The sequence below is a fragment of the Paenibacillus sp. PSB04 genome, from assembly GCF_025809195.1.
Taxonomy (GTDB): domain Bacteria; phylum Bacillota; class Bacilli; order Paenibacillales; family Paenibacillaceae; genus Paenibacillus_AQ; species Paenibacillus_AQ favisporus.
This window is the reverse complement of the sequence record NZ_CP081301.1, coordinates 3,304,854-3,317,749: the sequence shown is the minus strand read 5'-3', so window position 1 is coordinate 3,317,749 and position 12,896 is coordinate 3,304,854. Positions and strand designations below refer to the sequence as shown.

Below are 12,896 nucleotides of genomic sequence, written 5' to 3'. Positions count from 1 at the left end.
TTATTCGTGCCGCGAAGTTACACCAGCTCGGTCTGTTTCAGTTCAGGGGTTTCTACCGTCAATTCACCCAAACCGCGCACCAGTTTCTTGGCGTAAGTTTTCTCAGGTTTCAATACGGATACCAGGTAATCAATGGCCAACTGTGGATCTACCGTCTCACCGCAAGTGTAGCAGTCGATCGCTGCGAATCCTCTCTCAGGATACGTGTGGATCGAGAGGTGGCTTTCTGACAACAATACGAGTACTGTAGCGCCTTGTGGTTCAAACTGCTTGGATTGTACCGACATGACTGTAGCACCGCATGCTTCGGCTGCCTCAACCATTTGAGCCTGCAGAAATTCCGCGTCATTCAGCATGTCAAAATCTACACCCCAAGTATCAACAGCAACGTGTCTTCCGAAAGTTGAATATTCCATCCTTCGGTTCCCCCTTCCTAGGAATAAAATGTTTGAAAATTTCATCCGCTAGGACCTACGTCATTCACTTCCCGAGGGAATAATCTCTCGCAACATTCAATGTCCTGAGTGAATCCTGGTTCCTATATAATTCTTTTCAACGAGATTAAAAATAACATCTATCCGCCCTAATTGCAACCCTTTTTTATCCTTTGCAAATATTTATTTTCAGCCACTCATCCCCGCGTCACCTGACCCGTTTTACCGGGCATTTAAGACGTAAAAAGAACCCTTCAGTTACCGAAGGGTTCTCTTTCTCCGAGGCCATCTCAAGCCTCAAGTGCAAACCATTTATGTGTGGTGAGGCGCAGTTTCTGGTCAATAACAGCAATCTGTTCAGGGGTCACCGCTTTGTTCCGTTCATCGAGCCAAAAATTAATATCTTGGTACAAACGGGATATTTCCTGTTCGACCTCGGTGAGCTGGAACATTCGCTGGAGTTCTCCGGCCGTATGCTTATATTCATACACCAGCTTACTCTGGGAAGTCGTAACTTCCGCAATTTTGCGAACCGAGCCTTTTTCATAATAATACATCATCGTGAATCCCTGATAAATGCGATTGACGATTCCGTCTCCTTTGCAGGCGACGAACAGTTTGCGGACCGCGTTTGTCAGATGAGGGTTTACCAAGCGGCAAGACAATTCACAAATGTATAACGAACCTTTACGCTCCAGAGGGAGATGAACCGCCTCGCCGCTTTCGTCTTCAAGCACAATTTCTTGTCCTCCGCCGTCCAGTACTTTCACATAAGAATGCACATGACAGCTTTCCGCCGAATGCAAAAATTGGTTCAATTGCTGCTCCGTCATTTGTAAAGTCGTTTGAACATACTCTGTGGCTAACCGCTGAGCCATAAAAATCTCCTCAATTCTTTTTTATGATTACAGAACGATGTGCTCCAGCACGTTTCGATTCTATAATCGCAAGAAAAATTTCCGCCGGACATGGCGGGTGAAGATCGTTAAAGGAGCTTAAGGCCTCTTTAAACAACCTTTAGTATTATTATACAGCACATCCTCGAGCATTGGCTTGCTGAGCGAACCATGAATTTCCTTCATATTTCATAAAATAACGGATTAAACCGGATTGTAGCCGAAAAATCTTATGGGATGCTCACTTTCCTCCCGTGAAAAGTCTGAATCCCTATAGTATACAGCGAATTTATCGCATTTTCGTTAGGTTGAGGCGTTACGGGTTCTCCTGCTGCTGCCCTTCCTGCGGAACCGCCCCGGACTGCGGAGAGTCGCCGTTTTCCGTAAATGACTGGATCACAGCCCATAACTCTTCTTTACCCACACCCAGCTCCGAAGAAAACATGACGAACAAATCAGTGCTGCGGAGAAGGAGGCTCTCCTTCATTTGCTTGACATGCTTCTGCCACCGGCTCTTCGGTATTTTATCCGCTTTCGTAGCCACGACGCAGATTGGAATGTCATAATGCTGAAGCCAGTCATACATCATGACGTCATCCTTGGTCGGCGGGTGGCGAAGATCCACCACCATGAGAACCAGCTTCAGCGTCTGCCGCTCCAGCATGTATTTCTCAATCATCTTGCCCCAGGCAGCCCGCTGCGTCTTGGACACTTTGGCGTAGCCGTACCCTGGGAAGTCCACAAAATACAAAGCCTCATTAATACGATAGTAGTTCATATGCTGGGTTTTGCCCGGGGTCGAGCTTGTTCTCGCGAGGTTCTTCCGATTGATCATCCGGTTGATGAGCGAGGACTTGCCGACATTGGAACGCCCTGCCAGAGCAATCTCCGGCAAGGCGTCCACAGGATATTGGTCAGGGCCGACGGCGCTGATAATAAATTCTGCATTCGTAACTTTCATGTTAAATTAAACCCTCTCTAGTGCACTCCCGCCTGCTCCACCAGTGCATGCTTCAGCACCTGGTCCATATGGGACACCGGAACAAACTCCACTTCTTCTTTGACACTGTCCGGAATCTCGCGCAGATCCCGCTCGTTGTCTTTGGGGAGCAGTATTTTTTTGTAGCCGGCGCGGTGCGCAGCCAGCGATTTCTCCTTCAGTCCGCCGATCGGCAGCACCCGGCCGCGCAGGGTGATTTCACCGGTCATGGCGATGTCTTTGGAGACATGTTTCTTGGTCAGGGCCGACACGAGGGCCGTGGCAATCGTAATGCCTGCCGAAGGTCCATCTTTCGGAATCGCCCCTTCAGGGATATGAATATGGATATCATTCTTCTCATGAAAATCGGGGTCAATGCCAAGCTCATCGGCTTTGGCACGCGTGTAGCTGAAAGCGGCTTGCGCCGATTCCTTCATCACGTCCCCCAATTGGCCGGTCAGGGTCAGCTTGCCGGATCCCGGCACGACCGTGACTTCGACCATTAATGTTACGCCGCCGACCTCGGTCCAGGCCAGGCCGGTTACCGCACCAATCTGATCCTCCAGATCGGCCACGCCATATCTGAAGTTCGGACTGCCTAAATAGTCCTTGACATCGTCCGGCTCAATGGTAATCTTATCGGTCTCTTCGGATACGATGATCTTCGCAGCCTTCCGGCACAGCGCCGCGACCTGCTGCTCCAGGTTCCGTACGCCGGATTCCCGGGTGTACTCGCGGACAACTTTCATGAGCGCCTCTTCCCCGATCTCCAGCTGGTCTTCGTTCAGGCCATGCTCCCGTTTCTGCTTCGGCAGCAGATAGCGCATGGCGATTTGAAGCTTCTCCAGTTCCGTATAACCCGGGATGTTGAGCACTTCCATCCGGTCCAGCAGCGGACGCGGAATATTATGAATGGCATTCGCCGTCGTAATAAACATTACTTGGGACAAGTCGAACGGAATCTCGATAAAATGGTCGCTGAACGTATTGTTCTGCTCCGGATCGAGCACTTCCAGCAGCGCCGAAGACGGGTCTCCCCGGAAATCCGAAGCCATCTTGTCGATCTCATCCAGCAGGAATACCGGGTTCAGCGCACCCGCGTTTTTCATTCCCTGGATAATCCGCCCCGGCATCGCTCCCACATAGGTGCGCCGGTGACCCCGGATTTCCGCTTCATCCCGCACGCCGCCAAGCGATATCCGGACAAATTTGCGGTTCAGCGATTTGGCAATCGACCGGGCAAGCGAAGTTTTACCAACGCCCGGAGGTCCGACCAGACACAGAATCGGCCCTTTCATCTTCTTCACCAGCTTCTGAACGGCCAGGTATTCGAGTACGCGCTCCTTCGGCTTGTCGAGGCTGTAATGATCCTCGTTGAGCACCTGCTCCGCCTTATGGATATCCAGATCGTCCTCGGTTTTAGCCGACCAGGGAAGGCCAAGCAGCCAATCGAGATAATTGCGGATCACGCCGCCTTCCGCCGAGCTTGCAGGCATTTTCTCGAGACGGTCGATTTCTTTCTCCACCTTCTCTTTGACCCTTTCGGGAAGCTCCTGCTTGTTCATCTGCTCACGCAGCTCTTCCACTTCTCCGGCGCGGCCTTCTTTCTCGCCCAGCTCCTTCTGAATCGCCTTCATCTGTTCGCGCAAATAATATTCCTTCTGCGTCTTTTCCATCTGCTTCTTGACGCGCTGGTTAATTTTGCGCTCGAGCTCCAGCACTTCGCGTTCGTTATTCAGAATGTCGAGGAGCTTCTCGAGCCGTTTGCCAACGTCGACGGTCTCCAGAATGTCCTGCTTATCCTTGATTTTTAACGACAGATGGCTCGTAATGACGTCGGCCAGCCTGCCGGGCTCGTCGATATCGGACACCGCGGCCAGCGTCTCGGGCGTTACCTTTTTCGATAAATTAATATAGTGCTCGAATTGACTGAGTACCGTACGCATCAGTGCATCCACTTCAGGATCGTCGCTGTCTTCCTCCTTCAGCTCGCGGGCAATGACTTCGTAATATTCTTCATTGTCCGTGTACTGAATGATCTCGGCGCGCTCCATCCCTTCTACCAGCACCCGGATGGTGCCGTTCGGAAGCTTCAGCATCTGTCTGACGTTGGCGACTGTGCCAACCCGGAAAATATCTTCCTGCGTTGGTTCTTCTATGTTCACCTCGGACTGAGAACAAAGGAGAATCAAATTATCTTCCACCATTGCTTTTTCCAGCGCTTTGACCGATTTCTCCCGGCCTACATCGAGATGCAGAACCATGCTCGGGTAGACTAGAAGGCCTCGCAAAGGCAGTAAAGGAAACCGGCGGCCTTTTGATTTACTGGGCCCCATCGCTTTTGCACCTCCAGCCGTTCTCAGGGTTATGACATTCGATTTTATTTTAGCAAATGTTCACATAAAACACCAATCTTTGTAGCCTGATCAGCAGGAGCCGGCATCCGTTATTTGACTGTTACGCGCAGGCTTGGCATGCAGGAAGGAAGCTGAAGCTGCCGGGAATGTCTCCGGGGCCGCGCTGGGTTCGATCGTTTCCTCTGCGCTGCTGTCGACTTGACGGTCCAGCTCGCCTCCGAAAATATGCCCGAACGCTTCCTGGATCGACTCCACCGGAATGACGCGCAGTCCGTTCAAATCCTCGAACAGAGTCTGCCAGTTTTCCTTCGGAATGATCACTGTCGTCGCTCCTGCCTGGAAGGCCGCCTCGACTTTGGCGATAACGCCCCCGATCGGCTTCACTTTGCCGTGAATGCTGATTTCGCCTGTCATGGCCAGTCGATTGTCAACCGGCAGCCCTTTCATCGCCGAAACGATGGCGGTAGCCATGGCAACGCCGGCAGAAGGACCGTCAATCGGCGTTCCTCCAGGGAAATTGATATGCAGATCGTAATCGCCCGGCGAAAGACCCATGGAGCGCAGAACGGTCAGCACGTTTTCGATGGAACCCTTCGCCATGCTCTTGCGGCGCAGCGTTCTGGAACTGCCCCCGCCGATCTCTTCCTCTTCGACGACCCCGGTAATATTGTAGATACCTTGTCCTTTGGCGACAGAAACGGCAGTCACCTCGATTTCAAGCAGTGCTCCCATGTTCGGACCGTACACGGCAAGGCCGTTGACCAGGCCAACCTGCGGTCGTTCCGGAACCTTCCGGTCCGGACGGGGCTGAAGCTGGCTGCTGCTTGCTACCCATTCGACGTCGGAAGCCGACAGGGAGTCCCTTTTTTCCGTCAAGGCCAAACCTGCTGCCAGCTGAATGATATTGACCGCCTCGCGTCCGTTGGTGGCATACTGCTTCACAACCTCGACCGCCTCCGGGCATGGCTTCAGACCGATCTTTTGAATCGCATCTTCCGCAATGCGGCTGATCTCCTCAGGAAGCAGCGGGCGGAAAAAGATCTCCATACAGCGCGAACGCAGCGCCGGCGGAATTTCCTGCGGCGAGCGTGTCGTTGCCCCAACCAGACGAAAATCGGCCGGAAGGCCGTTCTGGAAAATATCGTGCACATAGGCCGGGGTGTTGCTGTCCTCCGAATTATAGTATGCACTTTCGAGCAGGACCTTACGGTCCTCCAGTACTTTTAACAATTTATTCATTTGGATCGGATGCAATTCCCCAATCTCGTCGACAAACAAAATTCCCCCGTGCGCTTTCGTAACCGCACCTGGCTTAGGCTGGGGAATGCCGGCGACGCCCATGGAACCCGCCCCCTGATAGATCGGGTCATGGACCGATCCGATTAATGGATCGGCAATCCCCCGCTCGTCGAAACGGGCGGTGGTCGCATCGATTTCGGTGAATTTGGCGTCGGCTTTAAATGGCGAGGCCGGATTTTTTTTGGCCTCCTCCATCACGACCCGGGCGGCTGCGGTTTTCCCGACCCCTGGTGGCCCATAGATAATGACATGCTGCGGATTCCCGCTGCACAGCGCGGCTTTCAACGCACGAAGCCCGTCCTTCTGTCCGACGATATCCTGCAGCGACTGCGGTCTCGTTTTTTCGGCCAGCGGCTTGGTCAGTGAAACCGAACGCAGCTTGCGCAGCTTATCCATCTCTTTGCGTGATTCCCGATCCACCGCGGTGCGGTTCGTCTTCTGCCCGCGGAGCAAATTCCAAAAATAGACGCCGATGATGATCGCAAAGAAAAATTGTACCAGCATCATAATCATGGTTAAATCCATAGTAAATCCCTCCCGATTCTCAGTTCAGTGGCTTCTCCTCCGGCATGGTATTAGATTGATACATCATCTTGCCGGAAATAGGTTCGTTAGCCTGATACATGGTAGTATAGCCTTTTCACCCATGAGTAAACGGGATGGGCCGGGATTTTTGCATCTTTTTTGGAAAATTGTCCGCCCTCATTCAAAAAAGAAGCCGCAGCACTGCATAAGCAGGACTGCGGCTTCTTGCGGCAAAATTAGTGTTTGCGCCCCGGGATCGTTCCGGTTTCTTCGTATACTTTAACGATGCTGTCGATTTCCTTCTTCAATTCGTCCACCATCTCGGCCTCCGGCACTTTGCGGATCATCTCTCCGTAACGGAAAAGGAGTCCTTCGCCGCGACCGCCGGCGATGCCGATGTCCGCTTCACGCGCTTCGCCCGGACCGTTGACCGCGCAGCCAAGCACGGACACTTTAATCGGCACTTTCAGCTGGGAGATGTAGGCTTCCACTTCGTTGGCGATGGAGAACAAGTCGATGTCCAGCCGCCCGCAGGTCGGACAGGACACGAGCGTTGCGGCGTTCGAGATCAAGCCGAAGGTCTTGAGCAACTCACGCGCCACTTTGACTTCTTCCACCGGATCTGCGCTCAGGGAAATACGCACGGTGCTGCCGATGCCCATCGAGAGCAGGGCGCCGATGCCCGCCGAGCTTTTGATCGTACCCGAGAACAGCGTTCCCGATTCGGTAATACCAAGGTGCAGCGGATAAGGAATCACTTCGGCCGCCTTACGGTAAGCTTCGATGGCCATCGGCACGTCAGAGGCTTTCAGAGACACGATAATATCGTGGAAGTCGAGCTCTTCCAAAATGCCTATGTGATATAGGGCACTTTCCACCATAGCTTCAGGCGTCGGATACCCGTATTTCTCCAGCAGGTGAGCTTCGAGCGAACCGGCGTTGACGCCGATCCGGATCGGAATCCCGCGCTCTTTACAAGCTCGGACGACCGCTTCCACCTTCTCGCGGCTGCCGATATTGCCCGGGTTGATCCGGACTTTATCGATGCCGTTCTCGATGGCTTTCAGCGCCAGCTGGTAGTTAAAATGAATATCCGCGACGAGCGGAATATGAATGCGTTTCTTGATCTCTTTAATGGCTTCCGCCGCTTCCACATTGTTGACCGTTACCCGGACAATCTGGCAGCCGGCTTCTTCGAGCCGAAGGATTTCCGCCACCGTGGCTTCCACGTTAGCGGTCTTCGTCGTACACATGCTTTGGATGATGACTTCGTTGTTACCGCCAATCGTCAAATTACCGACCTTGACCGGCCGTGTGTCTTGTCTCAAAAACATGATTGTTCTCTCCCATAACGCCAAGACTCCACCCCGTCCCCGCGAAGCAAGCGGCAGGGCGGAAGTGGAGAATCGGCACCTAAATTTGGGAAAATGGCATCTGTTTTACAACAACAGATTACGCACTTTCCTCTTGTTTTTTATCTTTTTTGCTGATCAATTCCGGAATCATCTTCTCTTTGACAACCTGCTCCGTAATGATGCAGTCCTTGATATCCTCGCGGGAAGGAACTTCATACATTACGTCCAGCATGATGCCTTCAATGATGGCCCGAAGTCCGCGGGCACCCGTATTGCGTTTGATCGCTTCGCGGGCAATCGCTTCAAGGGCTTCCGGCTCGAATTTCAGCGTTACGTTATCCATTTCGAGCAGTTTCTGATACTGCTTCGTCAGCGCGTTCTTCGGCTCGGACAGAATACGCACCAGCGTCTTCTCATCGAGCGGCTCCAGCGTCGAAATGATCGGCAGACGTCCCACGAATTCAGGGATCAGGCCGAATTTCAGCAGGTCTTCCGGCAGAACCAGACCGAGGTATTCACCCGGTTTCAGATCTTTCTGGTTGTCGGTACCCGCGTTGAAGCCGATAACTTTCTTGCCGATCCGGCGCTTGATCATTTGCTCCAGGCCATCAAAGGCACCGCCGCAAATAAACAGGATGTTCGTCGTATCGATTTGGATAAACTCCTGGTGCGGATGCTTGCGCCCGCCTTGTGGCGGAACCGAAGCGACCGTTCCTTCCAGGATTTTCAGCAGCGCCTGCTGTACCCCTTCACCCGATACGTCGCGGGTAATCGAAGGGTTCTCGGATTTACGCGCCACCTTGTCGATTTCGTCGATATAGATAATGCCGCGTTCGGCTTTTTCCACGTCGTAATCGGCTGCTTGAATCAGCTTCAGCAGGATGTTCTCTACGTCCTCACCCACGTACCCGGCTTCCGTAAGGGAAGTCGCGTCGGCGATGGCGAACGGAACGTTCAAAATTTTGGCCATCGTCTGGGCAAGCAGTGTCTTACCCGAACCGGTTGGACCCAAAAGCAGAATGTTACTCTTCTGAAGCTCGACGTCTTCAATTTTGCTGCCGGTATTGATCCGTTTGTAGTGGTTGTACACGGCAACGGACAGCGATTTCTTCGCTTGTTCTTGACCGATGATATACTGGTCCAAAATATCGCAGATTTCCTTCGGCTTCGGAATATCCTTCAGATCCAGCTCTTCCTCATGTCCGAGCTCTTCCTCCACGATCTCCGTGCAGAGCTCGATACATTCGTCACATATATAGACACCGGGGCCAGCAACAAGCTTGCGCACTTGCTCCTGGGATTTCCCGCAAAAAGAGCACTTCAGCTGCCCTTTTTCATCGTTAAATTTAAACATGTAAACACCCCTTTAAGATTTAATCGGTGAAGTGAGAACCTGGTCAATTATGCCGTATGCTTTCGCTTCCTCCGCGCTCATGAAAAAGTCACGATCCGTATCGCGCTCAATTTTTTCAAGGGGCTGACCCGTGCGCTCCACGTAAATTTGATTGAGCTTTTCCCTGGTTTTAATAATCCAGCTCGCATGGATTTGGATGTCGGACGCCTGGCCCTGAACACCGCCGAGCGGCTGGTGAATCATGACCTCGCTGTTCGTCAGCGCAAAACGCTTGCCGGGTGCTCCGGCCGTCAACAGCAGAGATCCCATGCTCGCCGCCATACCAACGCAAATCGTGGATACATCAGGCTTGATAAACTGCATCGTATCATATATACCCATCCCCGCTGTGACAGAACCACCCGGTGAATTGATATACAAATGAATATCTTTCTCCGGATCCTCCGCAGCCAGGAACAATAATTGAGCTATGACGAGATTGGCAACATCATCATCAATCGCACTGCTCAGGAAGATAATGCGGTCCTTGAGCAATCTGGAGTAAATATCGTACGATCTCTCGCCTCTATTGGTTTGTTCTACAACCATAGGTATCAGACTCATGTGTCCAACCTCTTTTCCATGTAAAAGATGTGATGCGTGCTTCAATCAAGTTTACAGCACTATTCTAACATGTTCAAAGCACGATGTCATTTTTTCACTCCACACCATTTAATACAGTGTATGAGTCTTCTAACAATTATAACCCGAAACGGACTCTTGAATCGAATATGTATGGAAACAAAGCATCCATTTTCATGCAAGATTTAGATATAAATGGATACTTTTAGTTAAAAATAAGGCACGCAAATGAATATACGTGCCTTATCTCTCTATAGGTCCCTTATGTCAGCCTCCGCACTTAGATCAGATGCAGATGACCGCGTCCGTTTCCTTCTTATTTTTCTTCAGCAGTTTCAGCAGCTTCTTCGGCTGCTTCCACTTCTTTGCTGTTCTCAACCAGGAGATCCACCGTTTTGCGAAGGGAAATTTCTTCGCGCAGGCTTCCCAGCGAACCGTTTGCTGTAAGGATGTTGCGGATCTCGTCAGCCGTACGCTTGTAAGATTCAGCCATCACTTCCAGCTCTTTGTTGATGTCTTCCTCAGTTACTTCAATGTTCTCTTCTTTGGCGATTTGCTCCAGAACAAGGTTGTTGCGGACGCGTTTTTCGGCATCGTCCTTCATTTGCTCTTGCAGATCATCCGTCGTTTGGCCAGAGAAGCTGAGGAACATTTCAAGGTTCATGCCCTGATTGCGCAGACGGTTGTCAAAATCACGCATCATGTTTTGAATTTCGCTGTCAATCATCGCTTGTGGAATTTCCACCTCGGCGTTGGCGGCAACTTTGTCTACGACAGCTGCTTCCTTATTACCTTTGGCTTCTTGTTCCTTACGGGCCAGAAGCTGTTTCTTCAGGTCTTCCTTGTACTCGGCGAGCGTTTCGAATTCACTTACGTCTTTGGCGAATTCGTCGTCCAGTTCAGGAAGCTGTTTGCGCTTGATTTCATGCACTTTCACTTTGAACACGGCTTTCTTGCCGGCCAGTTCTTCTGCATGATATGTCTCAGGGAAAGTCACTTCCACGTCTTTGAAGTCGCCAGTCGCCATGCCGACAACCTGCTCTTCAAATCCAGGAATGAACGTGCCGCTTCCCAGTTCCAGAGAATAACGCTCAGCTTGTCCACCTTCGAAAGGAACGCCGTCAACAGATCCGTCGAAGTCGATTACGGCGATGTCTCCGTTCTCGGCAGCGCCTTCGTCGATAACAGACAGTTCGGCATGACGTTCTTGCAGACGCTTCAGTTCAGCGTCAAGCTCTTCGTCCGAAACCTCAACCTTCTGTACCGGAACTTCCACGCCTTTGTAGTCGCCCAAAGTCACTTCAGGCTTAACCGTTACTTTCGCTTTGAATTTGAACACTTCGCCTTTCGCGAATTGGTCAATCTCCACTTCAGGACGGTCTACAGGGAAGATGTCGGTTTGGTCGACAGCTTCTGTGTATACTTCAGGAAGCAAAATGTCGATTGCGTCTTGATACAGAGCTTCGACGCCATAACGGGCTTCGAAGATCGGCCGAGGCACTTTACCTTTACGGAAACCAGGCACGTTAGCCTTTTTTGCTACTTTATTAAAAGCTTTGTCGAGGGCTGCAGCTACGCGGTCTGCTTCCACTTCAACTTCAAGAACGCCAAGGTTCTTCTCTATTTTTTCCCAGGTTGCTTTCATTTTATGCTTTCCCCTCCAAAAATAATTCACATGTACTTAAGTTATCAGCACGCACAGAATAACCATTATAGTATAAACAACATTGCCGTGTTTTTCAAGGGCAAGCCCTTGGCAACTCTTCAGGTAAACGTTTCCGATCGCCTACTCCTGCATGCCGGCCGACACGAACTGCCTGAAGCTTCGATAAGCCTGCTCAAAACGGAAGCGCATCGTGTCCGTGATCCCATACATCGCCCGGGACTCCTCCTCGTTGCGGCTGCCTGTCAGGCTCTCAGTGACGATCTGATGCAGGGCAGCCGCCCAGATGTCGATCGTCGTGTCGTCCTCGTCAAGAATCGACCGGTAATCCTCCGTTCCATAGATCGCCATAATAAACTGCGACCACAGCTCCTGGGCAAAATAATACAGCGTCGGCTCCTGCACTTCGGTCTGCGCAGCCACGCGCTCCGTTACCATTGCCACCTGCGGCGGAAACTCCTCCGGCGTTAAAGGCACCGTCTCCATATCGACGCTTACCTGCTCCTGTCCGCGCTTAAACTGTACCGTGCCCTGCATACCGCGCTTGCGCAGCGTTTGAAGCACCCTGAACTGCAGCAGCGGATGAAGGCGAGCCTGCATCAGCCACCCCACCAGCTTGTCGTCGATATCCGAGCCTTCCAGATAGGACAGCTGCTCGAGAGCGAGCATGGTCTGCTCCGATAAAGGCTCTTCCATGGCGGTGTGCAGCAGCTTGTCGGCGTAATGCTGGTCTTCGGCCAGCTTGGCCCGCACGTTCTGCCGTTTCATTTCTTCCTCGTCGGGCTCCTCCTCATGCTCATCAGAGTCCAAGCCTGCGCCCTGCCCGCCGCCGTGATTCATATATTGTGGAAAAGCGGCTTCCAGCCATTCCAGAAGCGCCTGCCATTCTTCATAATGCCTCTCATCCTGCCCTTGGCACTGCAGCAGGAAACGCAAAAGCTCCATCGCTTCCCCGTACCGTTCATTTTCCAGCATGACGGTCAGCTGAATCTGATAGAAGTCGAGCGTCTTTGGAAAAAGAATGACGTTGTCCTTCGCTGGGGAAATATGTTCTTTAATATGTATTCCCTCCTTTCCCCGTGCTTGTGCAAATAATTGTTGATTATAGCATACCTCTTTCAACTTGAAAAAAAACATGTGAATGGACGGGGAATCCATTCGTTCTATGAAAAACGTATAGAAACCATTAATAATATAAACGGGGATTGAAACAACTTTTTTCTCTTGCCCTGAGAACAGATGAGGAGGACTATGAGAAAGGAAAGAAAAACATGTTGATGTTATCGCAAATATATGTTATGATCTTTCTTGCTTGAATTTTTCATGTCCCAGTAGCTCAGCTGGATAGAGCAACGGCCTTCTAAGCCGTCGGTCGGGGGTTCGAATCCCTCCTGGGACGTAAAATGACACCAC

The 12,896-nt window shown here is 51.5% G+C and carries 10 protein-coding genes and 1 tRNA gene; 1 reads left to right on the top strand and 10 read right to left on the bottom strand.

Translation table 11 applies throughout. The features are described 5' to 3' along the window. Positions 1-17: 17 nt before the first annotated feature. From speD to K2F33_RS15215, 10 genes are all read right to left on the bottom strand, one after another. Positions 18-416, bottom strand: a complete 399-nt coding sequence (gene speD, locus K2F33_RS15260) for an adenosylmethionine decarboxylase (RefSeq protein ID WP_089548381.1) — start codon at positions 414-416, stop codon at positions 18-20. A 308-nt stretch (positions 417-724) separates the two neighbouring features. After that, positions 725-1,312 carry a non-ribosomal peptide synthetase module gene (locus tag K2F33_RS15255; RefSeq protein WP_089548382.1) on the bottom strand — a complete coding sequence of 196 codons (588 nt, stop codon included), beginning with the start codon at positions 1,310-1,312 and terminating at the stop codon, positions 725-727. A gap of 334 nt (positions 1,313-1,646) precedes the next feature. Then, entirely contained in the window at positions 1,647-2,291 is a 645-nt protein-coding gene (gene yihA, locus K2F33_RS15250; protein WP_089548383.1) for a ribosome biogenesis GTP-binding protein YihA/YsxC, read from the bottom strand. Between the two features lie 17 nt (positions 2,292-2,308). Then, complete coding sequence (gene lon, locus K2F33_RS15245) at positions 2,309-4,645, bottom strand: endopeptidase La (protein WP_163881424.1); 2,337 nt, start codon at positions 4,643-4,645, stop codon at positions 2,309-2,311. Positions 4,646-4,735: 90 nt separating this feature from the next. Continuing rightward, the gene (lonB, locus tag K2F33_RS15240) at positions 4,736-6,490 is read right to left on the bottom strand and encodes an ATP-dependent protease LonB (RefSeq protein ID WP_263882136.1); all 1,755 of its coding nucleotides are present in this window, start codon (positions 6,488-6,490) and stop codon (positions 4,736-4,738) included. Between the two features lie 236 nt (positions 6,491-6,726). After that, positions 6,727-7,824, bottom strand: coding sequence for a flavodoxin-dependent (E)-4-hydroxy-3-methylbut-2-enyl-diphosphate synthase (gene ispG, locus K2F33_RS15235; protein ID WP_076174340.1), 1,098 nt, complete (start codon positions 7,822-7,824; stop codon positions 6,727-6,729). 118 nt (positions 7,825-7,942) lie between these two features. Next, the gene (clpX, locus tag K2F33_RS15230) at positions 7,943-9,199 is read right to left on the bottom strand and encodes an ATP-dependent protease ATP-binding subunit ClpX (protein ID WP_076174338.1); all 1,257 of its coding nucleotides are present in this window, start codon (positions 9,197-9,199) and stop codon (positions 7,943-7,945) included. 12 nt (positions 9,200-9,211) lie between these two features. Further along, complete coding sequence (clpP, locus tag K2F33_RS15225) at positions 9,212-9,802, bottom strand: ATP-dependent Clp endopeptidase proteolytic subunit ClpP (RefSeq protein WP_076174335.1); 591 nt, start codon at positions 9,800-9,802, stop codon at positions 9,212-9,214. 334 nt (positions 9,803-10,136) lie between these two features. Next, positions 10,137-11,465 carry a trigger factor gene (gene tig / locus K2F33_RS15220; RefSeq protein ID WP_263882135.1) on the bottom strand — a complete coding sequence of 443 codons (1,329 nt, stop codon included), beginning with the start codon at positions 11,463-11,465 and terminating at the stop codon, positions 10,137-10,139. Positions 11,466-11,606: 141 nt separating this feature from the next. Further along, positions 11,607-12,548, bottom strand: a complete 942-nt coding sequence (locus K2F33_RS15215) for a hypothetical protein (protein WP_208629382.1) — start codon at positions 12,546-12,548, stop codon at positions 11,607-11,609. 260 nt (positions 12,549-12,808) lie between these two features. Between K2F33_RS15215 and K2F33_RS15210 the strand changes: the two genes are divergently transcribed. Next, positions 12,809-12,882, top strand: a tRNA-Arg gene (locus tag K2F33_RS15210). Positions 12,883-12,896: the final 14 nt, after the last annotated feature.